General features: G+C 56.0%; 22 protein-coding genes. 15 read left to right on the forward strand and 7 right to left on the reverse strand.

Annotated elements, in window-relative coordinates; translation table 11 throughout:
* The 3 genes from ACFE7X_RS09220 to ACFE7X_RS09230 all read left to right on the forward strand — a co-directional run.
* On the forward strand, positions 1 to 836 hold an 836-nt coding region (locus ACFE7X_RS09220; RefSeq protein WP_375435384.1), incomplete at its 5' end, for an NAD(P)/FAD-dependent oxidoreductase.
* Positions 837 to 960: 124 nt separating this feature from the next.
* Complete coding sequence (locus ACFE7X_RS09225; protein ID WP_375435385.1) at positions 961 to 1,320, forward strand: CoA-binding protein; 360 nt, start codon at positions 961 to 963, stop codon at positions 1,318 to 1,320.
* Between the two features lie 518 nt (positions 1,321 to 1,838).
* Positions 1,839 to 2,507, forward strand: coding sequence for an exopolysaccharide biosynthesis polyprenyl glycosylphosphotransferase (locus ACFE7X_RS09230; RefSeq protein WP_375435386.1), 669 nt, complete (start codon positions 1,839 to 1,841; stop codon positions 2,505 to 2,507).
* A 44-nt stretch (positions 2,508 to 2,551) separates the two neighbouring features.
* Here the strand turns inward: ACFE7X_RS09230 and ACFE7X_RS09235 are convergent, their stop codons facing one another.
* On the reverse strand, positions 2,552 to 2,743 hold the full coding sequence (locus ACFE7X_RS09235; protein WP_375435387.1) for a hypothetical protein: 192 nt from the start codon (positions 2,741 to 2,743) through the stop codon (positions 2,552 to 2,554).
* A gap of 522 nt (positions 2,744 to 3,265) precedes the next feature.
* On the opposite strand from ACFE7X_RS09235, the gene ACFE7X_RS09240 reads away from it, so the two are divergent.
* The 3 genes from ACFE7X_RS09240 to ACFE7X_RS09250 are packed head-to-tail and all read left to right on the forward strand — an operon-like array spanning position 3,266 to position 5,855.
* Entirely contained in the window at positions 3,266 to 3,850 is a 585-nt protein-coding gene (locus ACFE7X_RS09240) for an RNA polymerase sigma factor (protein ID WP_375435388.1), read from the forward strand.
* The gene (locus ACFE7X_RS09245; protein WP_375435389.1) at positions 3,831 to 4,694 is read left to right on the forward strand and encodes a hypothetical protein; all 864 of its coding nucleotides are present in this window, start codon (positions 3,831 to 3,833) and stop codon (positions 4,692 to 4,694) included. The genes ACFE7X_RS09240 and ACFE7X_RS09245 overlap by 20 nt, the downstream gene beginning before the upstream one ends.
* Before the next feature lie 12 nt (positions 4,695 to 4,706).
* Positions 4,707 to 5,855 carry a porin family protein gene (locus ACFE7X_RS09250; protein ID WP_375435390.1) on the forward strand — a complete coding sequence of 383 codons (1,149 nt, stop codon included), beginning with the start codon at positions 4,707 to 4,709 and terminating at the stop codon, positions 5,853 to 5,855.
* 103 nt (positions 5,856 to 5,958) lie between these two features.
* On the opposite strand, the gene ACFE7X_RS09255 is transcribed toward ACFE7X_RS09250, so the two are convergent.
* The gene (locus ACFE7X_RS09255) at positions 5,959 to 6,702 is read right to left on the reverse strand and encodes an RNA methyltransferase (protein ID WP_375435391.1); all 744 of its coding nucleotides are present in this window, start codon (positions 6,700 to 6,702) and stop codon (positions 5,959 to 5,961) included.
* Positions 6,703 to 6,737: 35 nt separating this feature from the next.
* On the opposite strand from ACFE7X_RS09255, the gene ACFE7X_RS09260 reads away from it, so the two are divergent.
* Positions 6,738 to 9,275, forward strand: a complete 2,538-nt coding sequence (locus ACFE7X_RS09260) for a BamA/TamA family outer membrane protein (RefSeq protein WP_375435392.1) — start codon at positions 6,738 to 6,740, stop codon at positions 9,273 to 9,275.
* A gap of 169 nt (positions 9,276 to 9,444) precedes the next feature.
* Here the strand turns inward: ACFE7X_RS09260 and ACFE7X_RS09265 are convergent, their stop codons facing one another.
* Positions 9,445 to 11,619, reverse strand: coding sequence for a thiamine pyrophosphate-dependent enzyme (locus tag ACFE7X_RS09265; RefSeq protein WP_375435393.1), 2,175 nt, complete (start codon positions 11,617 to 11,619; stop codon positions 9,445 to 9,447).
* A gap of 176 nt (positions 11,620 to 11,795) precedes the next feature.
* On the opposite strand from ACFE7X_RS09265, the gene ACFE7X_RS09270 reads away from it, so the two are divergent.
* From ACFE7X_RS09270 to ACFE7X_RS09295, 6 genes are all read left to right on the forward strand, one after another.
* Positions 11,796 to 12,323, forward strand: coding sequence for a GNAT family N-acetyltransferase (locus tag ACFE7X_RS09270; RefSeq protein ID WP_375435394.1), 528 nt, complete (start codon positions 11,796 to 11,798; stop codon positions 12,321 to 12,323).
* Between the two features lie 214 nt (positions 12,324 to 12,537).
* A complete protein-coding gene (locus ACFE7X_RS09275) occupies positions 12,538 to 13,005 on the forward strand; it encodes an SBBP repeat-containing protein (RefSeq protein WP_375435395.1) in 468 nt (155 codons plus the stop codon).
* Positions 12,956 to 13,603 carry a hypothetical protein gene (locus tag ACFE7X_RS09280; RefSeq protein ID WP_375435396.1) on the forward strand — a complete coding sequence of 216 codons (648 nt, stop codon included), beginning with the start codon at positions 12,956 to 12,958 and terminating at the stop codon, positions 13,601 to 13,603. The genes ACFE7X_RS09275 and ACFE7X_RS09280 overlap by 50 nt, the downstream gene beginning before the upstream one ends.
* Positions 13,604 to 13,842: 239 nt before the next feature.
* On the forward strand, positions 13,843 to 14,277 hold the full coding sequence (locus ACFE7X_RS09285) for a hypothetical protein (RefSeq protein ID WP_375435397.1): 435 nt from the start codon (positions 13,843 to 13,845) through the stop codon (positions 14,275 to 14,277).
* A 584-nt stretch (positions 14,278 to 14,861) separates the two neighbouring features.
* Positions 14,862 to 15,815, forward strand: a complete 954-nt coding sequence (gene hemF, locus ACFE7X_RS09290; protein WP_375435398.1) for an oxygen-dependent coproporphyrinogen oxidase — start codon at positions 14,862 to 14,864, stop codon at positions 15,813 to 15,815.
* A complete protein-coding gene (locus tag ACFE7X_RS09295; RefSeq protein ID WP_375435399.1) occupies positions 15,812 to 16,408 on the forward strand; it encodes a phosphatase PAP2 family protein in 597 nt (198 codons plus the stop codon). The genes hemF and ACFE7X_RS09295 overlap by 4 nt, the downstream gene beginning before the upstream one ends.
* Positions 16,409 to 16,639: 231 nt before the next feature.
* On the opposite strand, the gene ACFE7X_RS09300 is transcribed toward ACFE7X_RS09295, so the two are convergent.
* The 4 genes from ACFE7X_RS09300 to ACFE7X_RS09315 all read right to left on the reverse strand — a co-directional run bounded on the left by ACFE7X_RS09300 (position 16,640) and on the right by ACFE7X_RS09315 (position 19,453).
* Positions 16,640 to 16,846 carry a hypothetical protein gene (locus tag ACFE7X_RS09300; protein ID WP_375435400.1) on the reverse strand — a complete coding sequence of 69 codons (207 nt, stop codon included), beginning with the start codon at positions 16,844 to 16,846 and terminating at the stop codon, positions 16,640 to 16,642.
* 63 nt (positions 16,847 to 16,909) lie between these two features.
* Positions 16,910 to 17,500, reverse strand: a complete 591-nt coding sequence (locus ACFE7X_RS09305) for a riboflavin synthase (RefSeq protein ID WP_375435401.1) — start codon at positions 17,498 to 17,500, stop codon at positions 16,910 to 16,912.
* Between the two features lie 290 nt (positions 17,501 to 17,790).
* Positions 17,791 to 17,955, reverse strand: a complete 165-nt coding sequence (locus ACFE7X_RS09310; protein WP_375435402.1) for a four helix bundle protein — start codon at positions 17,953 to 17,955, stop codon at positions 17,791 to 17,793.
* A gap of 91 nt (positions 17,956 to 18,046) precedes the next feature.
* The gene (locus tag ACFE7X_RS09315) at positions 18,047 to 19,453 is read right to left on the reverse strand and encodes a sugar transferase (RefSeq protein WP_375435403.1); all 1,407 of its coding nucleotides are present in this window, start codon (positions 19,451 to 19,453) and stop codon (positions 18,047 to 18,049) included.
* A 215-nt stretch (positions 19,454 to 19,668) separates the two neighbouring features.
* Between ACFE7X_RS09315 and ACFE7X_RS09320 the strand changes: the two genes are divergently transcribed.
* Together ACFE7X_RS09320 and ACFE7X_RS09325 are read left to right on the forward strand one after the other, a co-directional pair.
* Entirely contained in the window at positions 19,669 to 20,322 is a 654-nt protein-coding gene (locus ACFE7X_RS09320) for a protein-L-isoaspartate(D-aspartate) O-methyltransferase (protein WP_375435404.1), read from the forward strand.
* Between the two features lie 208 nt (positions 20,323 to 20,530).
* Positions 20,531 to 22,756: a M43 family zinc metalloprotease gene (locus tag ACFE7X_RS09325; RefSeq protein ID WP_375435405.1), complete on the forward strand. Its 2,226-nt coding sequence runs from the start codon at positions 20,531 to 20,533 to the stop codon at positions 22,754 to 22,756.
* Positions 22,757 to 22,831: the final 75 nt, after the last annotated feature.

A 22,831-nucleotide genomic window follows, 5' to 3' on the forward strand; every position in this document is an offset into this window, starting at 1 on the left:
CCGTTAGCCTAGCTACCGGCCACTCAGCCCGCGACATATATGAATTGCTTGACCGCCGCGGCGTACCCATCGAAGCCAAACCGTTTGCGCTGGGAGTACGCGTAGAGCACCAACAGCAACTAATCGACCAAGCCCAGTATCGTTTGCCAGACCGGGGTCAACTGCCCGCCGCTTCTTATTCGTTGGTGCATCAAACGCAGTGGCAGGGCCGGCAGCGAGGCGTATTTTCTTTCTGTATGTGTCCGGGCGGCTTTATTGTGCCGGCTGCTACGGCGCCGGGCGAGGTGGTAGTAAACGGCATGAGTCCTAGCCGCCGCGACTCTCACTTTGCCAATTCGGGTATTGTGGCTGCTATTGAGTTGGAAGATATGGACCTGCGCCAACACGGCGCGCTGGCGGGGCTACGACTTCAGGTGCAGATCGAGCAGCGTGCCTGCCACTTGGCCGGCAACACCCAATTAGCGCCAGCTCAGCGGCTGGGCGATTTCTTGAAGAAAAAAACTTCCTCGGAGTTGCTGGAAACCAGCTACCAACCAGGCCTCGTAGCCATATCAATGGACGAGGTGCTGGGAGCAGGCCTAGCCGAACGCCTACGCCAAGGATTCCGCAATTTCGGCCAGAAGATTCCGGGCTATGCCACCAATGCCGCGCAGATTGTGGGTGTGGAAAGCCGTACTTCCTCGCCTGTGCGCATTCCCCGCGACCGGGACTCCCTGGAGCATCCGCAGGTACGAGGCTTGTTCCCTTGTGGTGAAGGCGCCGGCTATGCCGGTGGTATTGTATCCGCGGCTATAGATGGGGAACGATGTGCAGAAGCCGCCCTTAAAAGCTTTTAGCGGCTTTCTCGGTTGCCAGGAGTGGTATCTCGTATATACTGGGAGCCGTTGCGCTCTTTATTTAACTTCTTTAGCTCTGGCCTGCTGCGCTCCAACAGACTCTCAACAAGAAACTTGCAATACAATGAAAAAAACTCTGGTACTCGGCGCTAGTGACAATCCTGCTCGCTATTCTTTCCGGGCTGTACACCAACTCAAAAAACACGGACACGAAGTGGTGCCAGTAGGAATCCGTAAGGGCCAGATAGCTGGCTACGATATTTATACTGACCGGCCCACTGCTACTGCCATTGATACGGTTACCTTATATGTAGGCCCACAAAACCAGCCTGCTTGGTACAACTACATCCTTGATTTGCAGCCTAAGCGCATCATCTTCAACCCTGGCACTGAAAATCCGGAGTTGGAGCGCATGGCCCAGGAGCGCGGCATCAGAACTGAAGAAGCTTGCACACTAGTCATGCTATCAGTTGGTCAGTATTAATTTTCCTACATATTTCAGCCGGCCTCAAATCTATAATTATAGATTTGAGGCCGCTTTTTTTGTTGGCAACCAGCAGCTTCTAAACCGAGTCGAGCGGATCATAAAATCTTGGTCCGTCAACACTTTGTTGCAAACTTTTCTAGAATTTATTAAAAATAATTTAAGGTATAGATAGTGCTATGAAATCGATTTACATCTGATCATAGTACAATATTTACTAGGTATATGATGATTAATGTCCTCTGTAGCGAAGTCTTTTCGAACCGATATGAAACCATTACTAGGTGCTAACGTTTAGGGTGCTGATTCTTCGCTCAACTTCTCACATTTACTTAATATAATAATAACTTTGACTTTTCCAATAAGAGCCCAGTTATAATTATAAGAAATCAAAGAACAATGTATTCCACTTTTTATAGTTTTCAGTTTCTTCGTACTTTTATGCCATCAACTGGTCTCTGCGTATGTTAACTTCAGAGATTTGCTCTCCACGCCGCTCTCCATCTGAACCCGCCCAAATGTCCAGCACATATGAACACAAAAGGCGAAAAGGTATGTTACACCACACTACGTCCCATCAATTGAATAGTAGCGTCAACGACGTTGTCAAGCGTGCTTTCGACTTGTGTTTTGCCTCTCTCGTCGTTATTTTACTGCTCAGCTGGCTAGTTCCGCTGATAGCGCTGCTTATAAAGCTCGATTCCCAAGGTCCGGTATTCTTTAGACAGCTCCGTACTGGCAAAGGTGGTAAGCCGTTCTACTGCCTCAAGTTTCGTAGCATGCGAATCAACGCGGATGCTGATTCTCGGCAAGCAAGCCGTGACGATAAGCGCATAACGAAATTGGGTGCCTTTATGCGCAAAACCAGTATCGACGAGTTACCACAGTTCATCAACGTCCTTCGGGGCGAGATGTCGGTGGTAGGTCCACGGCCTCACATGCTGCGCCATACGGAGGATTACTCTAGAGTAATTGCCAATTTTATGGAGCGTCATTTGGTTACTCCTGGCATCACAGGCTGGGCACAAGTAGAAGGTCACCGGGGAGAAACCAAGGAAACCGAAGCAATGGAAAAACGCGTAAATGCGGATATCCACTATATCAGGAACTGGTCTTTCTTGCTCGACTTGAAAATTGTAGCTCTAACGGTTCGTCAGGCTATCAGAGGCAATGAAAATGCCTTCTAAAAAAGAAGGCATAGCACCTGATATTCAGTGAACAGACAGCGCTGCTATTCATCTTCGTATAGCCTTTTCAAAGCCTTTATCTCCGAGGTTAGGGTGTCAAGCTTTAGCAACAAGGCTGCGGCAGCCTGACCATAAGGCCCGCTGTTATTGGTCCAGGCTAGAAATTGTTGAATCTCTTGCCGAGCAAAATGTGCCATCGTGACGGCATTATCTAAAAACTCTTCCTCGGGTTCCATAGCAAATTAGACTCAGTTTCTAGCGCCAGAGGGTTGGCTTGCTGAAATGGTGGTACAGTTCAACATCTACCTACTTTAACAAGTTCTAAACTTGCGTGTGGCTGCATTATAATCATTAATCCATAAATATGGATTAGTAGGTCAAGATGCTCGCGTAATCCCAGGTTTTTTCGTTTTAAGTACAACGCTGTACAGCATTTATTACAAGAAGAGGCTTTGGGGAAGAGTTCTTTTTCCTGAATCTAGCAGATCGCGTATTAGTTGGCTTCCAACTAATTGAAATTAAGAGCAGCCTTGGCAGGTAATAACCTGCTAAGGCTGCTCTTTTGCATTCAAGCCTCCGGTATTTCGGAGTATCCCAGGTCACCCCTTTATATAAGCTTAAGACTTGCTCAACAAAAGAACGTGGCTTGTTAGTCAGTGTAACTGTTAATTTTCACGTGGTCAGGCAACCCTTGTCAAGCCATAGCCATCTACCCTGCCAAACGCGCTGCTTCTGTTCTGAACTCTACTCAACCAACCGTGACTGATGCTGACCTCATTGCTGCCTGCTGCCAAGGCAGTGGCCGCGCCCAAAAGCTGCTCTATGAGCGGTTTGCGGGTATGATGCTAGGGGTATGCCTGCGGTATCTGCGCCGCCGCGAAGATGCTGAAGAGGCATTACTGAGTGGGTTTGCCAAGATGTTCCGAGCCTTGAGCCAATATCGGCACGAGGGTAGCTTCGAGGGCTGGATTCGCCGTATTATGGTGAACGAGGCACTTGGGATGCTTCGCCGCAAAGAGCCCCTGCACATGGCCATCGACGACCTAACGTACGACGTACCCGCTACGGCCGCCGAGGCAGAAAGCCAGCTTAATGCCGCCGACCTGCTAGGCCTGCTGGCGGAGCTGCCCGCTGGCTACCGTACTGTGTTCAACCTCTATGCCCTAGAAGGGTATACCCACCCCGAAATCGGCGAGCTGCTTGGTATTTCGGAGGGCACCAGCAAGTCGCAGCTCAGTAAGGCGCGGGCCATGCTCCAACGCCGCCTGATAGCCGCCAACCAAACGGCTACTCCTTCTTCTAACGCTTCACCGAAAGAATTATATGCAACCGGAAGATATTGATAAGCTGTTCCGGGACCGGCTTGAAGGCCACGCTCCCGCCCCGCCGGCCTACCTTTGGAATCAGCTCGAAGAAGAGTTGCAGCCCGCCAAGAAGCGCCCTGCCCTTTGGCTGTGGGCGGCGGCCGCTGTGGTACTACTCTTAGCAAGCGGCCTGTTGTGGCTGCAACTTAGTCCTACATCGGGTACGGGCTCTGCTCCGTTGGCTGCTAGCGCTAAGCCAACGCGCTCCGCTAACCAAGGGCAACAGGCTGTTGTTGAGCCCGCAAAAAAATCAGTTGCCGCTACCCATCCGCAGGCAACCACTGCCCCGGCTCTTGCATCTACCCTCCCGAAAGCGGCTACGGTTGCAGCCCCAACCGCTTCAGTTCGCCAACCTGAGGGTGCGCACCCCGAGGCTCGGCAGCAACTTACCGCTTCTACTACCCGCCCCACTCGCATCAACAAAACCTTCCGCCCGGCTTCTACTCCTGAAATTGTGAAAACAAATCCAGCTCCCGAAGCTGTAGCCGCTACCGCTCCAAAGACGCAACCGGAGCGCTCTTTGCCTTCCGTGGAAGCGTTAGCTCCTGCTCGGACGCAACCGGCTCTGGCTTTAGCAGCCACTCCCTCGGTGCCAACCGGCCCAATTGAGGTGGAAGTACACCGCAGCAACGACGCCACGGCCGTGGCCGCAACAGATGCTGCCAGCACTTCGCGCCGTAGCCTGGGAGGGATTCTGCTTCGCCAAGCCCGCAATGCAGTACGTGGCGAACGGGTTAGTCTGGCTGAAACCGGCCTGCCCGAAACTGTGACGGTCCAAGCCCGCGTGGGCAACCGCACGCTAACCAAAGTGATTCAACTTTAATTCTTTCTTGTCATGAAACGCCTCTCCGCTCTGCTGGCTGCCTTCGTGCTGCTAGTCCTGGCTTCGCCTTGCTTTGCCCGTACTACCTATCCTACCCATCTCGACGACACCATTGTGGTGAAACTGCCCAACCAGGCCACCATGACGCTATTCGTGAAAAACAAGCAGCAACTACGGGAGCTACGGGCCTACAAGCTCGACTCGCTGATGATTTTGCTGGACACCTACATCACGCAGGCGGAAGCAGCCGGCAAAAACTCGAAATCCGAGCAAGTGACCATGGAGTTTTATCCGGCCAAAGACCGGCCCGGCAAGCAGGTACCCGAGCAAATCCGCATCACCATGCGCACCGACGAAAGCAAAAATTCCACGGTCAGGGAAAACAATGTGGAAGTACGCATGGGCCGCGTGTTCGGGGTTTCGGTGCAGGAAAAGAGCGACGGGAGCAAAGACCGGGTTGATATTCATGTGGGCAGCACCCCCAAAGCCGATTCCCTGGCCTCGATTAAGCGCAAGGCCAAGCAGGAAGAAAAGCGAAACCGAGCCGTCCATAGCAACTTTGATATCGACCTGGGCCTTAACACGCTGGTTGATGTGCAGACCCCAGTGGGCCAGACGGAGCCCGACCTCAAGCCGGTTGGCTCCCGCTACCTCAGCCTGAACTGGCACTACGACATTCGGGTAGGACAAAAAGGCTCGCCTTTTCACCTGCTGACCGGGCCCGAACTGGCTTTCAACAACTACATGCTCGACGACAACTCACGCTTTATTAACACGAACGGCTTCACTACCCTACAAATAGAGACCGACCGGAGCTTGGAGAAAAGCAAGCTGGCCGTCACGACGCTGAATCTGCCGCTGATGGCAATTCTTGATTTCCAGGATAAGAAAGGCCGGGATGCCTTCCGCATCGGGGCTGGCGGGTTCGTTGGCTACCGGTTGGGTTCGCACACCAAAATCAAGTACAGCGAAGATGGTCGTACCCGCAAAGACAAAGACCGGGGCAGCTACAACCTCGAAGACTTCCAGTATGGCCTGCAAGGCACCATCGGTATCCGCCGCCTCGACCTGTTTGCAAAATATAGCCTCAACGACTTATTCCAGAACAACCGTGGCGTACAAGCGCAAACGCTAAGCTTTGGCATCTCGCTCCTGCACTAAGCAAGGTAATGAGAGTATGAACGCCTGAAAAGCGAAGTCTGAAAAGGGGAGGTTGACGTTCTGCTTGCGCTGATTGCGCGGTTAGAACCTCAGCCTCCCCTTTTCAGGCGTTCCGATAGAAGTTGTCTAGCAGAATAGCTGCTGAAATAGCTACGTTCAGGCTTTCGGCCTGGCCGCGACCCGGAATGTGCAGGCGCTGCGTGAGGCGCGCTTCCACTTCTGGCGTGAGACCGTGCGACTCGCTGCCCATGACCAACACGCCAGTTGGTTGGAGCGTCAGGTGGTGCACGTTGTCGCCATGCAGGTCGGCGCCGAATACCGACAAATGGATTGGCAGCGAGGCGAGCCAGGAGGGCAGGTCGCGCTGCCAAATGGGCACGCGGGTGAAAGAGCCCATGGTGGCGGCCACGGTTTTGGGCGCCCAAGGATCGGCGCAGGTTTCGCTGAGTACCACGCCGGGCAGGCCGTACCAGTCGGCGAGGCGGATGAGGGTGCCGAGGTTGCCGGGGTCGCGCACCTGGTCGAGGGCGAGTAACAAGCCGGGAGTGGTAAGGGGAAGGAGTGGCTCTTCGGGCAGCCGGGCAATGGCGAGGGCCGTATTGTTGGTGGCTAGGGTGCTAAGGCCCGTCAGTTCCTCTTCGGTGAGTACATCAACGGGGATATTAGACAATGAGACAGGTAATTTCAACCTGAATTCTGCCGTTACCAGCACACGTTCCGTTTGAAGTCCGGACCTTAGCAGTTCCAGTACGCTCTTGCCTCCTTCTACCAGGAAGGCACCGTGCCGGAGCCGGTACTTTTTCAGGTGCAGCGCGTGTACGTATTTTGCTACTGCTTTTGAGACCATACGCTTCACTAAACAGACGCCCAACCGGGCCTCAGATGATAGATAAGAAAAGTGGCTCAGCTCGTAGGCTGTGCCTGGCACTGCTGCTGTTGACGTTGCTGGCCGTGGGCTGTTCGCCCCTGCGCCTACTCGGTCCCAATCAGCAGTTGCTGAGCCAGATCGAGCTAGAAGGCGTGAAGCAAGCCGATGCCGAGCGCCTACAAGCCTTGTACCGACAAAAGCCCAACAGCCGCTTTCCGCTGCCAAAACTAGCAATCTATCAGCTAGGCCGGCGCTTCTACAACTCCGGCCGCATAGAACGCAAGCTTGATTCAACGCGGGCCGAGTACAACCGCCGCATCCTGGCGGCCCGGCCCGATTCGGCAAAGGTAGGCAAGCTCCTCACCCGCCGTGAGCGGCGGACCCGCCGCCTGCAATTGGTTTTAGATAAAGGCAACGCCATCATGCGCCTCGGCGAGCCCCCCGTCGTGTACGATACGGCCCTGACCCGCCAAACCGCCGAGCAGCTAGCCACCTTTTTGAAGTCGAAAGGCTTTTTCCGCAGCCGGGTCAGCTACTCTGATACGCTCGCGGACCGGCGCTTCTCGCTGGGGCGCCTTTTTGGCGGCCCTGATAGCCTGCACCGCCGCCGCGTGGTGGTCACCTACCGCATCACCGAAAATACGCCTTTCCGCTACTCCCAGCTCGATTATGACATTGCTGATTCCGTGGTGGCCCAACGGGTTCTGGCCGCGCAAACCGCTACGTTGCTGCACATTGGGGACCAGTATGATGAGGAACAGATTGGGCAAGAGCGCGCCCGAATTGAAACGCTCCTCAAAAACAACGGCTACTTCGATTTCCGCCAGCAGTATATCACGCTGGAAGCCGACACCAGCTTCGCTCCTGCCACCGTTCGGCTTCGTACCCTAGTAGCCAGCCCGGGCCCGGGCCTACTGCACCCGCGCTACACCATTCGGCGGGTGCGTTTCATCACGGATGCGGGCACAATCCGTTTCGGGCAGAAGCGCGATACACTTGTACAGGACTCGACTTTATTTTTGGCCTTCAAGCATCAAATCAGTCCGCGTCTGCTCAACCGCAAAGTGGCTATCGACGCGGGCGACTACTACAGCCTCACGGCCACCCAAACCACTCAGCGCCAGCTTAGCCAACTCGACGTGTTCCGTTTTGCCAACGTGAATTACCAGAAAGTGCGCCCTCTTACGCTGGAAGACAGTTTGCATCGGCAGCTCGATGCCAACATTGCCGCCTCGCCCGCCAAGCGCTACCAGGAAACCGTGGAGTTTGGAGGAACCTACGTGGCGGGGCTACCGGGGCCTTTCGGCAACCTGCGCATCAAAGCGCGCAATCCGTTTGGCGGAGCCGAAGTACTGGAACTAGGCTTGCGGGCGGGTCTAGAAGGACAATACCGGCGAGGCAATGATAACAACACCGAAAATACAGCCTCTAACTCCAGCGTATTAACTACCCAGCTTGGGGCCAATATCAACTTAATATTACCTCAGTTTATGGTACCCTGGCGGACCAACCGCTTTTTATCCCGTTATAATCCACGCACCCGCTTCAATGTGGGGTATAACTACGTAAACCGGCCGGAGTATACGCGCACTAATCTCGAAGGCACCTTCGATTATATCTGGCAGCGCACCCCCTATCATCAGCTTGTTTTCACGCCATTTGATTTAAGTTTAGTGGACACCCTTAGGGTGAGTAAGAGCTTTATTACCTCACTACGCAGCCAATTTCCCGATAACCCTTCGGTGTTGGTGGCTTTTCAGCGGCAGTTCATTCCTAGTTTTAGTTTCACCTCTCTCTACAATTCCAACGACTTCAACGAAACCCGTGATGCCAGCTATTTTAGGTGGTTTGTAGAACTAGGTGGCCTTACTCGTCCCCTCTATCAAAAGGCCCTTGGCAGCCTCCCGGTATATGACTTCTATAAGCTCAATGCTGATTATCGGCGATATCATAAGCTCGGACCAAGGTCATTCCTTGTATACCGGGTCAATGGTGGTATAGTACAACCGCTACGAAGCAGCAGTAAAATTATTCCTTACGAAAAGTATTTTTTTGCTGGCGGCAGCACCAGCGTTCGAGCTTGGGGGCCGCGCCGCCTCGGTACAGGTTCTAATACAACATATCAGTTGAATCAGGATCAAACATCCATTGATTTTGGCCAACCTATACTTGACGAAAACGGCAACCCTATTCGAAATTATAACTTCGAGCAGCCCGGCGAGTTGCTCTTGGAAGGCAATCTAGAATACCGTTTTCCGCTATTCAGCTTTATAAATGGAGCACTGTTCACGGACTTTGGCAACGTTTGGGCTCAGCAGCCCGACGGCCGAAGTAACACGCGCTTTGATGTAAAGCGCTTCTACCGGGAATTTGCCGTGGGCTCAGGATTTGGCCTGCGCTTTGACTTCACTTTCTTGATTCTCCGCCTCGACATAGCGACGAAGGTGTACGACCCGGCCGCGCCTGGCAGTAAATGGGCCATCCGTAACATAGATGTTTTCAACAGCCGCAACCAAACGGCATTGAACCTCGGTATCGGGTACCCGTTTTAGGTGGTGAGGTGCTGTCCTTGCGAGGCACGAAGCAATCCATCCTCTCTGTGAGATAAGCCTCCTAAATCGATAAGCCCTTGACGCCAGCACGGACGTCAAGGGCTTGGCGCATTTTCAGGCTTGGCGCAATTAGAGGACGGATTGCTTCGTGCCTCGCAAGGACAGCATCTCACCAACTCATCAACTCACCGATAGCAGCGGCTACTTTGTCGGGGTTGGGAAGCATCTGGCGCTCCAGGTCCACGTTTAGGGCAATGGCGGGCAGGTTGGCGGCGCCGAGGGTAAAGACGGGCGCATCGAGTTGCTGGAAGCAGGTGCGCTGAATGCGGCCGGCCAAGCTTTCGGCGAAGGAGTTGAGCAATGGCTCTTCTGTGAGGACCAGGGCCTTGCCATGGCGCCGCACGGCGGCTTCCACGGCCTCGTAATCGAGCGGATTAAGGGTGCGCAAATCCAGGATTTCCACTTGGCCGGGAAACTGGCGGCTGGCAGTTTTGGTCCAGTACACGCCCATCCCGTAGGTGACGACCACGCAGGTTTCGCCGCTTCGCAGCTTCTGCGGGTCGGCGGCCTGCGCTACGGCGGCTTTCCCAAGCGGAATAACATAGCCCGCCGCGGGTTCAATGGTTTTAGCGTCTTCGGTGCCGGGCACTTTGCTCCAGTACAAGCCTTTGTGCTCCAGCATCACCACGGGGTTCGGGTCGAGAAACGCGGTGCGCATCAAGCCCTTCATATCGGCGGCGTTGCTCGGGTACACCACCTTGATGCCGCGAATGGTAAGCAGCGTGCTTTCGATAGAGCCCGAGTGGTACGGCCCGCCGCCCCCGTAGGCCCCAATCGGCACCCGAATCAGGCTTTGCACCGGGAATTGCCCGTTGGAGAGGTAGCACGACTTGCTTAGCTCTTCCACCAACTGGTTGAGGCCCGGCCAGATGTAATCGGCAAACTGAATTTCAACAATGGCCTTGGCGCCTACCGCACTCATGCCGGCGGTGCTGCCCACAATGTAAGCTTCCTGAATGGGCGTGTTGAACACCCGGGCATCACCGTATTTCTTGGCCAGCAACGCCGCTTCCCGAAATACCCCGCCCAGTTCGCCGCCCACATCCTGGCCGTAGAACAAGGCCTCGGGGAACTCGCTTAAAATATCGTCGATGGTGTGCAGCGCGGCATCGACCATCAGGGCTTTTTCGGCACCGGCGGGGCTACGCTCCCCGGCTTCCTCGGTGACGGCGGGTGGCGCAAACTCGTGGTCGGCGAAGGTGGCGGGGGCGGGGGCGGGCGCGGCCAGGGCGCGCTGGTAATCGGCGGCCACGGTGGTGCGGGCTTCGGTAGCCAACTGGGTTAGCGCGGTTTCGGTGAAGCCGAGCGTGAGTAGGTGTTGGTGCAGACGCGGCAGCGGGTCGAGCAGGTTGTGCTTGGCTAGGTTGTCGCCACGGTACCATTCGCGCCGCACCCCGCTGGTGTGGTGGCCCAGGAGCGGACATTTGGCGTGCACCAGCACGGGGCCACGCCGCGCCCGCGCGTAGTCGAAGGCTTCGCCTAAAACAGCGTAACTGGCTTGAAAGTCGGCGCCATCAACCTGCAAGCGGTGTAAGCCTTTGAAGCCCGCCGCAAATTCGTAGGCATCCATAGTCCGCATTTCGCGGCCCGTAGCCGAAATGCCCCACTCGTTGTCCTGCACCAGGTAAATAATGGGCAGTTGGTGCAGCACGGCCATTTGCAGCGCCTCGCTCACCTCGCCTTCCGTCATGGCGCCATCCCCAATCGAGCAGAGAACCACGGAGGAATTGAGAAGTAAGAATTGAGAAGTAAGAATTGATTGTTCCGCGTTCCGAAAATCGTTTTCAGTGGCTTTCTCATTCTTAAGTTTTAATTCATAATTCTTACTTGATTCCAAGTACTTGATACCATGCGCCATACCGGTGGCGGGAATAGCCTGCATACCGGTGGCCGAGCTTTGGTGCGGTATTGTGGGGAAGCCTGCCCGCCGCAGCGAAGGATGGCTGTAGTAGGTTCGGCCGCCGCTGAAAGGGTCGTCGCGCTTGGCCATGAGCTGCAACATCAGCTCGTAGGGTTGCAACCCCAGGCCAATAAGAAAAGCATCGTCGCGGTAGTACGGGGCGGCGTAATCGACGGGTTGAAGGTGAAAAGCGGCGGCCAGTTGCACGGCTTCGTGGCCGCGGGCGGTGGCGTGTACGTATTTGGCCGTCACGGCTTTGTTTTCTTCGAACAGCCGGGCCATTTCGGCGGCCGTGTGCATCAGGCGGTAGGCCCGCTGCCAAGTGGGGCGGTCGGGTTGGGTGGTAAAGGCGGGTTCCAGGGGTGGGGCGGATTCGGTGAGCATGCAAGAACAGTGAGTGGGGAAGCGAAATTACAGGTTCGGTGGGGACTTCGCAGGGCAATGAGGAGGCGTAACCGAGCACTGGGGTAGCGCGCAAGTTGTTCTACTGCCTTACTACTGTTTAACAGCTTCCTTGCTACTCCGTTACGCATCGTAGTTACTTCTCCTACCTTCGCTCTATGCTTGAAGAACTTTATATTAAGCGCGCCACTCCCGCCGATGTTCCGGCCCTGGTGGCTTTAGTGAATAGCGCCTACCGAGGCGAGCAATCCAAGCAAGGCTGGACTACCGAGGCACACTTGCTCGGTGGTCAGCGCACCGATGCTGAAGCCCTGCTCGACCTGCTGACTCCCGACGAGGCCACCATGCTTTTGTGCACCACCGCCGAGGGGCAGCTTTGTGGCAGCGTATATCTGCAACTGCAAGGCGATACGCTGTACCTAGGCATGCTTTCCGTGGCGCCCAACCGACAGGCGCAAGGCATTGGCAAACGCCTACTGGCAGCAGCGGAAGCCCACGCCTACTCCTATGGGTGCTCTCGCCTGCGCATTACCGTCATTTCCGTGCGGGCCGAGCTGATTGCCTGGTACGAGCGGCACGGCTACCACCAAACCGGCGAAACGGAGCCCTTCCCCACCGATACCCGCTTTGGTATCCCGCGCCAGCCGCTGGAACTGCTGGTGATGGAGAAGAACTTAGCGGGGTAATGAGTGGTGGTTGCGCTACGCCCCATCAACTTATTGACGTTTAAAGTACTGGCTGCAAGCGTTGTGTGGCAAATACAATCGGTGGACTTATCGGGCAACCAAGGGCCACGAGGAGGCCGAAGCGCCCCAACATTCCCCTCGTTCGTTCTGAAATCTGCCTGCGTTTAGGAATAGTGCTAGCGATACCCTACCGTCCTCGCCTCCGCCTGTTGGGGTGCTGCGGGACAACTCAGCAGCACTAAGCCAGCGCTATCGTATGATGGTAGCAGGTACCCGTGCGAGCAACTTTAGCAATCAATATGTCACGCTCAAATGCGAGGAAGCCACCGGCCAGCAACTCTGGGAAGCTCGCTACAATAGAAATTCCGGGAATTCAGTCGTTGATATGGCCGTTGATGCAACGGGAAATGTCTACGTGACTGGCCTTTATACCAATGCCCAGAACAACCGAGATTACGCCACCCTCAAGTATTCTCTAGATGAACAGCAGTTGTGGGTCGCTATCTTCAACGGGCCGCTTGGCTTTCGGGATCAAGAGCCGACAGGTATCGCCGTGGACGCGAGTGGTAACGTGTACGTGGCAGGGTTGGGTATCACCACCTCTCCCGTCAATATCGACTACATGAATGACGGTGCAATATTCCCCGACCGGCCAGCAGGGGTGGGTTCGCTGCTACAATAGCGGACAAGGCGGGAGCGACCGGGCGACGAACATTGCCGTGGATGCGACCGGTAGCGTGGTCGTGACGGGTCTTTCCGCGACGGTGAAGTACGCTGGCGGCAGCGAGGTGTGGGTAGTCCGCCACTATGCCACCGCCAAATACGCCGCCACGACGGGGCAGCCCCTCTGGACCACCCGCTACAATGGGCCCGACAACGGCACCGACCGGGCAATGGCTATTGCCGTAACGACCGCCCGCGACGTGTATGTAACGGGTAACTCCGTTGGCAATGGCACGGGCTCCGACTACGCCACCATTCGCTATGTTCAAGCCACCGACCTGTCGTCTGGGCCACTCGTTGCCGCCACCCGGACGGGGGCAGTTGGCGCAGGTAGTATCTCGCAGGAATTGGCCGTCTACCCGAGTCACATGGTGGCGAAGGCGACCGTAAGTCTCCGCCCCCACCTGGATGGCGTGGGCCAGGTGCAGTTCTTTCTACAACCAACTCGGCCAAGAAGTGGCCCTACTCTACCACGGTACCGTTCGGAAAGGCCAGCAGTATACGCTGCCGCTTACCAGCTACAACTTAGTGCCCGGCGTGTATCCAGTGCCAGTTGACCATTAATGGTCGGCGCGAGGTGGTTCGCCTGCTCGTGGCCCGTTGAAGTTACGCCTGTCTCAGGCGCAAAAAAGTACTTCCTCCAACCTAGTCGGGTAGGCACTTTCTTGCGCTTGCAATAAGGAGTCATCCTTATACCATTCCGGCGTACTAGGCGTTGTTGTGTTGGGTTCACGTTAACACAGAAGCTGTTATGCGCTTTTCACCCTTGATTACTGCTTGTCCACTCCTAGGGCGAATGCTCTTAGCGTTTGGCCTGACGATGGGTCTGAGTTTACTTGGCAACAACGCGTGGGGACAATCTCAAACTCCACAGAATAGCAATTCGCCTTTTCGTTTATTGCCTAATTATGAGCATGTATGTGCATACGCCAACCAAATGCCCGTGTATAGGGGCGGTGGGGTTAATGGATTGATGGAGTTGATTGAAAAGAACCGACCGACGCTGCCACCCGGTGCCAAGGCACTGTTTATGTCGTTTGTTGTTGATAAAAGCGGTAAGCTGACGCAACCCAGATTAATCACAGTGCCTAGTAGCACCAGCATACCATCCAGCACGTATCAAGAGGTGGCACGCATGTTGACACGCATGAATGATTTTGTGCCCGGGCAGCAGAACGGCAATCCAGTAAGCGTCTCGATTACTGTTCCACTCATTCCTGTAGACAGGTGACTGGAAAGTGTCAACAGCAGGTATCTATCTTTTTGCATAGGGCACATAGCAAGCGATAAGTAATACTATTCACCTAGGGTGTGTGGACAGTATGCACAATGGCCGTCATGCAGAGCGCAGCATCTTGCGTGCTGATGCTAGAGTAGCAACCTTTTGTTAGCACGCGAGATACTTCGCTGCGCTCTGCATGGCGGCCTTCGTTTGGTTAGAAGCCCTCACCGTCCACACACCCTAAATAGCGCTTCTTGCGCCCACTTATTGTTCTTCGAAAAGTTCAGGTGTATAAGATTAGGTAGGCACGAAAAATTAAAATAAGTCTACTAGTGACCTGATTACTTGTTATCTCAAAATATAGGATTGGGTTGCTGACTTTGCTTCTGCCCCCCTTACACAATAGGTTGTAGGCTATTTCTTGCGGCCCGTTGGTTGCCAGCGCACGGAGCCCCTACAAACCGAATGCGGCTTGAAACCCACCAAAGCTGTACCTTGCAACTTTGAAAACTGCGGCAGCCTTGCGCAGCAACCGTTTCTGAATACGCCGGACAGTAGCTCACGCTATCCGAACCCGCCGCTTTTATTTGTTTATGCTTTCTTCCACCCTTTTTCCCCAGGCTACCCCCGCTCCTACTTTTCGCGCCAGCGTAGAGGCCTGGCTGCGGGCGTTTCAGGACTGGCTCTGCCAGCAGTTAGAAGCAACCGACGGCGCGGGTCGCTTTCAGGAAGATGCCTGGCAGCATCATAGCGGCGGCGGGGGCCGCTCGCGCATCCTGACGGGTGGTACCATCATCGAGAAAGGCGGCGTGAATTTTTCGGCCGTATCGGGCACGATGAGCGAACAGGCCGCCCGCGTGCTGCTCATGCCCACCCCCAACTATTTCGCCACTGGCGTAAGCGTCGTGCAACACCCGCACAGCCCCATGGTGCCCATTGCCCACATGAACGTGCGCTATTTCGAGGCCGGCAACGGCGAAGCCTGGTTTGGGGGCGGCCTGGATCTGACACCTATTTATGTAGAGGAAGCGCAGGCCCGCTGGTTTCATGCCCAAATTGCCGAAGTCTGCCAGTTGCACGACCCCACCTACTACGCTCGCTTTAAGCAGTGGGCCGACGACTACTTCTATATCCCCCACCGCCAGGAAACGCGCGGCATCGGCGGCATCTTCTTTGACCGTCTTACCGTGGGCAAAGACGGCGACCCGAACGACCTGTTTGCTTTTATTCGGGCAGTAGGCGAGGTTTTTGGTCGGGCCTATACCGAACTACTGCGCCTCAATGCCGACCGGCCCTACACCGAGCAACAAAAGCAGTGGCAGCTCGTGCGGCGCGGGCGCTACGCCGAGTTCAACCTAGCCATTGACCGCGGCACCCGCTTCGGACTGGAAACCGGGGGCCGTACCGAAAGCATCCTGATGAGTTTGCCACCCCAGGCGGAGTGGCACTATAATTTCGCTATTGAACCTAACTCCCCCGAAGCCGCCACTCAGCAGTGGCTGCGCAAAGGGGTGGACTGGCTCACTGAAACACCCCTTTCCGCTTGATTGAGCAGTTACAAGCCCTGGACCGCTGGCTGGTAGTGGCCGCCAACAGCCACCGCACGCCCAAGTTGGATACGCTCATGGTGTTCTTCACGGAGCGCGAAGTGTGGTTTCCGGCCTATTTTGTGCTGCTGGTATTGTTGAGCTACATCTATAAGCGTCGCGCGCTGCTCTTGGTGCCGCTGCTGGCCGCTAGCGTTGGCTTGGCCGACCTTATATCCAGCCGCTTCTTCAAGCCATACTTCGCCCGCCTCCGCCCCTGTCACGACCCTCATCTCTCCGCTACCCTCAACCTAATCCATGGCTGCGGGGGGCAATTCGGCTTTATGTCCTCGCACGCGGCCAATGCCTTTGCCTTTGCCGTATTCGTGAACTTGGTGCTGCCGCGGCAATATCGGATAGCAAAATGGCTGCTTTTCCTTTGGGCAGCGCTGGTCAGCTACAGCCGGATTTATCTGGCGGCCCACTTCGCCTCCGACGTGCTAGCCGGCGCTACGCTTGGTAGCCTGCTGGCCTGGATGAGCGCCACCATCTACAAGCGCCTAACTGCGCCTAATTCGCTGGCCGGCGTTTCCGAAGCCAAACAATACAATTAATCCGACTCCTAGGCTGTAGCGCGAAGCTTGAGCTTCGCGTATCGGTGCTGACTTCCACTTTCAGGCCAGAGTAACGTCACTGGTGCAACAACATCGTGCTACGACACACGAAGCTCAGGCTTCGCGCTACAGCCTCTGCGCCAATTCTCCAGGAATAACTTTAGGCTCTTACAGCATGCAAAAGCCGCTGCCAACTTATTGGCAACGGCTTTTGCATGCTTGCGCAGATACTTACTTCGCTGGTTTCCGGTTGCCGGTATGGCCGTCACCCCGGTCGCCCTGGCCGGGCCTGCTCGTGACTTTAGAGTTATGTCGGTCGTCCTGCGATAAAGAGCGGTGCAGTTCCACTTCGCTAGTGAATTGACCTCGGGCGTTGCGACGCACATAGCGCTTGTCGCCGGGAGTGGGTTCGATTAATTCGCGCTTGGACTTCGGCATGGCGGTGGTAGTGGTAAGAGCCTACAGATCTTATCACTACGCAATCCTTACCCGTTGGTTTGTCTATTTGCCCAACAGTTTCGCCACGTATTTTCCCACAATATCAAACTCTAGATTCACTTGGTGGCCGGGGCGCAGGTCTTGGAAGGTGGTATGCTCGTACGTGTACGGAATGATGGCCACCGAAAAGCCATCGTCGGTGGAATTGAAGCAAGTGAGGCTGGTGCCGTTGATGCAAATCGAGCCCTTTTCCACGGTTACGCGGCCGGGACCGGGCGCGTGGCGGAAACGGTAGAGCCAAGAGCCGTTCTGGTCTTCCACGGCTTCGCATTCAGCCGTCAGGTCGACGTGGCCTTGCACGATGTGGCCGTCGAAGCGGCCGTTGGCGGCCAAGCAACGCTCCAGATTCACGCGGCGACCGGGCCGCCAGTGCGCCAGGTTGGTTTTTTGCAGCGTCTCGTCGATGGCGGTTACTACGTGCGTTCCGGCCGCGGCATCTACGGCTACCACCGTCAAGCACACGCCGTCGTGGGCCACGCTTTGGTCGATGCGCAACTCGGCGGCGAAGGGCGAACCCACGGTGAAATGAATATTAGTGCCTGCGCGGCGCACGTCCTGGATGGTGCCGAGCGTTTCGATGATGCCAGTGAACATGAGTTGATGTGCTGATTATTGATGTGCTGGTTATTGATGTAAGCCTTGCAACTGAGCTGATTATATAGCGCACGAGAATAGCGCGTAATAGTATTAGTCTATCAAACATTTCGGGAAGAGGAAATGATTTTCGAGAGCACCTTACCAATACTTAGCAACCGATTTTGCAAGTTGGTGGTGTCGCCATAGCCAGCGGAGTAGTGGCAAAGCAATAGCCACTACTCGGTTTCCTCGGCCTCTTTTGCAGCCAATTTACACTTGTGGATAAAGTCTGCCCGACTTTTGGCACTCTATGCTTCCCGAACATTCGCCCCGATAGAGGTACCACTCTTCAGCAACTGATTTGCAACAACAAACTTACGCTGCAACTCAAGCTGCTCCGCATATTGTATAATCAACAGCGCGAAATCAAAAGTCAGTTGTACAATCAGATTATCCCTCGGCGGCTCACCCACAACACCAATGTATTAAAAGTCAAGTCAACAAGTAGCACATCAACCATTACCACACCGACCATCAGCAAATCAGTAATCAGCACATTTAAAATCATTTTCCTCGTCCCTCAATAATGATTTTAAGGGTGTAGAGCAAAACGCGGAAATCCATGGCGAGGCTCATGTTTTCGATGTAGAGAATATCGAATTTGAGGCGCTCAACCATCTGAGAAACCGTTTCGGCGTAGCCGTATTTCACTTGGCCTAAGCTGGTAAGGCCCGGCCGGACGCGGTGCAGATGGCGGTAGTGAGGCGCCACCTTAACAATCTGGTCGATGAAGAACTGCCGCTCCGGCCGGGGCCCCACAATGCTCATGTCGCCGCGGATAACGTTCCAGAATTGCGGCAGTTCATCGAGGCGCACTTTGCGCATAAAGCGGCCCCAAGGGGTGATGCGCGGGTCGTAGTCGGAACTGAGCGAGGGGCCTTGCTTTTCGGCATCCAGGTACATCGAGCGGAACTTGTAAATGCGGAACGGATGTCCATGCCGCCCAATGCGCTCCTGCGAATAAAACACCGGCCCCGGCGACGAAAGTTTAACCATGGCCGCCGTGAAAGCATACACCGGCCACGCGAACAGCAGAAACAGTGCAGAGGCCACCACGTCAATTATTCGCTTCAGCACGCGCTGCCAAGGCGGCAGCAGATCCTGCTTGATTTCGATGAGCGGAGTACCAAAAATATGGCTCACTTTCACCGAGCCGAGCAGCATCTGGTAGAGGTCGGGCAGCACACTGATGCGGGCCGGGGTGCCTTCAAGCAAGGTCAATATCTCCTCGACCAAGCGGTGCTCGGAGGGCTCGATGGCAATAATTATCTGCTCGATTTTCAACACCCGCACCAACGCAGGCAGCCGGCGATACGAACCGCGGGTGGGTAGCTCGGCAGCCAATCCGGCGTCCACCGTTTCACCCACGGGCGCAAACCCGACCAGCTTCAGCCCCAGGTGCCGGCTGTTGCGGCGCAGTTCGTGGTAGGTTTCGAGCGCCAAGGCATTCGAGCCCACCAACAGCGTGTTGAAGAAGATAGTCCCGTTGCGGACCAGATGCTGCACGCTGCTCACGGCCATCGTCCGAAATACGGCGGATATGGTGAAATGCAGCAGGAAGTAGGCCGTAATGGTTTTGTAGTAAAGCTGGTAGTTGCTTACGCCTTGATCATCAAGCAGAAAGGCGAAAAAGATAATGAGCGCACCCAGCACGGATACGCGCCCAAGCCGGATGATTTCGCCCAGGCGCGACTTGCGGAAAATGTCGCGGTACTCGCCAATCAGCGCGTAGAGGATCGTCCAGAAGAAGGCAATCATGAAGGCGGAACCCGACAAGTAGAACAGCGCTCCTTCGGTGAAGCGGTAACCTTCGTTGATTTCGCTTAGCAAATACTTACGCAACAGAAAGAAGCACACCCAGGCTAGAAGAGCCGCCCCAAAGTCGGCAGCAATCAGCTTTAGTCGTTGCAAAGTGCGAATCAAGGGCCGTACTATCGGGCCGGCGGCAAAGGCCGGCAGGTGATTTTATGAGGGCGAATGGGTAGCTTCGCACCAGAACAAATGCCTGAACGGACCCTGAAGGCCCGTTTTGAGCGGGCCAAAGGTAGGGCAATAAACCGAAAACCGGGAAAACCGTGCCAATCCTTAGCTCGTCCTCGCGCACTTCCCAGGACTGCTTCTCCCCCATGCACGCCGACACCTACCGACACCGCGGCCAGCGCCGCACCCTCGTAGACGAGCTGCGCCGCAAAGGCATCCGCGACGAGCTGGTGCTAGCGGCCCTGCTAGCCGTGCCGCGCCATGCTTTTTTCGAAACAGCTTTCCAGGCCCACGCTTACCAAGACAAAGCCTTTCCGATTGGGGAAGGCCAAACGATTTCGCAGCCCTACACGGTGGCCTACCAAACGGCTCTGTTGCGCCCCGAACCGCATCATCGGGTGCTGGAAGTGGGCACCGGTTCGGGCTACCAGTGCTGCGTACTGCTCGAACTGACGCCCCACGTTTTCAGCATCGAATACCAGCCGGTGCTCTTCGAGCGTACGCGCCGCCGCCTAACCCACCTGCACCGTACGGCACAGCTCTTCTGCGGCGACGGCTCGGTGGGGTTGCCCGACCACGCGCCCTTCGACCGGATTCTGGTAACGGCCGGGTCGCCTACCTTGCCCCGGCCCCTACTTCGGCAGTTGCGGGTAGGGGGCTGCCTAGTTATTCCGGTTGGTGATGCGCAGGCGCAGCGTATGGTGCGCGTTACGCGGGTTAGTGAAGAAGAATTTACGCGCGAGGAATTCGAGGAATTCCGTTTTGTGCCGCTGCTGGGCCGGGCGGGCTGGACCGGGTGAACCACTCCCGCTGCCGAAGAACCCTTTTCGAACGCTGCCGTAGCAAACATATAAACAAACTAACGCAGAAAATTGGGTGGCAGATTGTAACTTGTTGAATAGAATATCCGACCACGATAACCGTTTGAGGAGCAAACACTCACGGGGCTTGCGCGGGACCCGAGCACGACGCGCTTACCCTCATCTTCCACTTCTTTGTTCTGTTTGAATGCAACTCAAACGACTACTGAATTTGCTGTTTGTTCTGGTGGTGCTTGGCTTGAGCAACCTTCCGGTTGCCGCCCAACAGTTGCGTACCCTTTATCCAGAGCAGCATTACGGCTTTCGCTGCGCCTCCGACAGCATGCAGCAGGTGGAATGGCGGCGCAATCCGGCGGCCGAGCAAGAGTACCGAGCATTCCTGCGGCAAACGGCCATGCTGTCGGCCACGGACGAAGCCCGTCTGCTCGCCCAGCCCGACGTGACCGTGCCGGTAGTTGTACACGTCATTCATACGGGGGGTGGCAACAACGTCACTGATCAGCAGATAAACGATGCCCTCCGCATCCTCAACGAAGATTACAGTAAAACCAACCGCGACACGAGTACGGTTATTGCCGACTTCCAGCCTATCTACGCCAACATCGGCTTTCGTTTTCGGCTGGCCAAGCTCGACCCCAACGGTAACTGCACCAACGGCATTACCCGCACGTATTCGGCCCTAACCGCCTCGGCCGACAACAACGTGAAAGACTTGGTTCGCTGGGACCCGAGCCGTTACCTCAACATTTGGGTGGTCGATAATATTGCTTCCGGCGCGGGCGGCTACTCGTACCTGCCCTGCCCCGGGGCCACCATCGACGGCATTGTGCTGCTGGATTCTCAGTTCGGCAGCATCGGGCGTTCGTGCGGCTCCAACCTCTGCAACCGCTCCCTCACCCACGAAGTAGGCCACTACTTTGGGCTGCCGCACACCTGGGGCAATACCAATACGCCTGGCGACGCTGCCAACTGTGCCCTCGATGATGGTATTGCCGATACGCCCAACACCTCGGGGATAAATGGCCAAGGCTGTCCGTCAACCACTTACCGGCCATGCAACCCCAACAGCACCGTCGGCTCCACCACGCCCAACAACAACCCGACCGGCATTCTGGCCAACGTGCAAAACTACATGGACTACGCTAGTTGCGCCGCCATGTTCACGACCGGCCAGAAAGTGGTGATGCGGGCCTCCCTGGCCCTCACATGCCGCGCTACGTTGGTATCGGCGGCTAATCTGCAAGCTACGGGTACCAACGACGGCTACCTTGCCGTACCGTGCGCCCCGGTAGCCGCCTTCCAACCCAACCGCTCGTCTACGTGCGAGGGCACGGTCATCACCTTCAACGACTACTCTTACAACTACACTTACAATCCGCTCACCACGCAGTTCGACTGGCGCTTTGCGGGCGGCCAGCCTGCTACCAGCACCCAGCGCAACCCCACCGTTACGTACCCAACGCCCGGCAGCTACAACGTGACGCTTATTGTGATTACTCCCGAAGGCCGCGACACCCTCACGCGCACCGAGCTAATCCGGGTGCAGGGTGCCAACTCCGGCGAGCGGGCCCCGCTAGTGGAGTCGTTCGAAAACGTAGCCTTTCCGCAAAACGTACCCGGCACGTTAATTCGTAACTGGCAAATCACTTCTTCGCAGGCCAGCAGCCAAGCTCTTAGCTGGGAACGGGCCACCGGTACGGCAAGTGCGGGCACCGCTTTCCTGCGGGTTCGCAACAACTCCTTGACAAGCGGTACGGTGAGCACGCTTGTCTCGCCCAACATCAACCTGACGAGTATACCCGGTACCGCGGCGCTGCTCTTCGACCGGGCCTATGCCCTTCGCTCGGCCACCGTCACCGACCAGTTGCGCGTGTCGTACAGTACTGATTGCGGCGTTAACTGGAGCACGTTGCAGACGTACAATACGGCCGCGCTCAACACCAAGGGCACTCTCGTACAGATTGGGTATGTACCCACCGCAGCGGCCGATTGGCAGACTTTTACGCTGCCACTACCCGTACTGGCGCCCACCACCGAACGCCTCTTGGTGCGCCTGGAGGCAACAAGTGGCGGTGGCAACCCGCTCTATATCGACAACCTGCGCATCATCGACCAGGCGATACTGGGCACGCAAGAGGCGGAAATGGCTCGCCGTGGTATTCGCGTCTACCCCAATCCGCTAACGGTTGAAACGGCGGTGCATTTTACGCTCGTTGGTGCCGAGCGGGCCCAAGTTCGCGTAACGGATCTGCTAGGCCGCGAAGTGGTAAGCACGGCGCCCAAAATGTATGGCGCTGGAGCCCAATCCATTCGTTTGCAAAACGTTAACGGGGCCGCGCTGCCCGCTGGGGTGTACGTAGTGCACCTCACCCTTGGCACCCAGACGTTCACCACAAAAGTGTTGGTGCAGTAGTTTATATCTAGTACGCTATGCCCCTGGAAAAGCCCTAGCGCCTTGCGGTACTAGGGCTTTTCCAGGGGCATCGTC

It is taken from the genome of uncultured Hymenobacter sp. (genome assembly GCF_964242765.1).
GTDB lineage: Bacteria > Bacteroidota > Bacteroidia > Cytophagales > Hymenobacteraceae > Hymenobacter.

Bases quoted from the DNA above. Each gene is read 5' to 3' on its own strand.
- ACFE7X_RS09225 (WP_375435385.1), top strand. From the start codon at position 961: ATGAAAAAAACTCTGGTACTCGGCGCTAGTGACAATCCTGCTCGCTAT.
- ACFE7X_RS09230 (WP_375435386.1), top strand. From the start codon at position 1,839: ATGTCCAGCACATATGAACACAAAAGGCGAAAAGGTATGTTACACCAC.
- ACFE7X_RS09235 (WP_375435387.1), bottom strand. From the start codon at position 2,743: ATGGAACCCGAGGAAGAGTTTTTAGATAATGCCGTCACGATGGCACAT.
- ACFE7X_RS09245 (WP_375435389.1), top strand. From the start codon at position 3,831: ATGCAACCGGAAGATATTGATAAGCTGTTCCGGGACCGGCTTGAAGGC.
- ACFE7X_RS09250 (WP_375435390.1), top strand. From the start codon at position 4,707: ATGAAACGCCTCTCCGCTCTGCTGGCTGCCTTCGTGCTGCTAGTCCTG.
- ACFE7X_RS09255 (WP_375435391.1), bottom strand. From the start codon at position 6,702: ATGGTCTCAAAAGCAGTAGCAAAATACGTACACGCGCTGCACCTGAAA.
- ACFE7X_RS09260 (WP_375435392.1), top strand. From the start codon at position 6,738: ATGATAGATAAGAAAAGTGGCTCAGCTCGTAGGCTGTGCCTGGCACTG.
- ACFE7X_RS09265 (WP_375435393.1), bottom strand. From the start codon at position 11,619: ATGCTCACCGAATCCGCCCCACCCCTGGAACCCGCCTTTACCACCCAA.
- ACFE7X_RS09270 (WP_375435394.1), top strand. From the start codon at position 11,796: ATGCTTGAAGAACTTTATATTAAGCGCGCCACTCCCGCCGATGTTCCG.
- ACFE7X_RS09285 (WP_375435397.1), top strand. From the start codon at position 13,843: ATGCTCTTAGCGTTTGGCCTGACGATGGGTCTGAGTTTACTTGGCAAC.
- hemF (WP_375435398.1), top strand. From the start codon at position 14,862: ATGCTTTCTTCCACCCTTTTTCCCCAGGCTACCCCCGCTCCTACTTTT.
- ACFE7X_RS09300 (WP_375435400.1), bottom strand. From the start codon at position 16,846: ATGCCGAAGTCCAAGCGCGAATTAATCGAACCCACTCCCGGCGACAAG.
- ACFE7X_RS09305 (WP_375435401.1), bottom strand. From the start codon at position 17,500: ATGTTCACTGGCATCATCGAAACGCTCGGCACCATCCAGGACGTGCGC.
- ACFE7X_RS09320 (WP_375435404.1), top strand. From the start codon at position 19,669: ATGCACGCCGACACCTACCGACACCGCGGCCAGCGCCGCACCCTCGTA.
- ACFE7X_RS09325 (WP_375435405.1), top strand. From the start codon at position 20,531: ATGCAACTCAAACGACTACTGAATTTGCTGTTTGTTCTGGTGGTGCTT.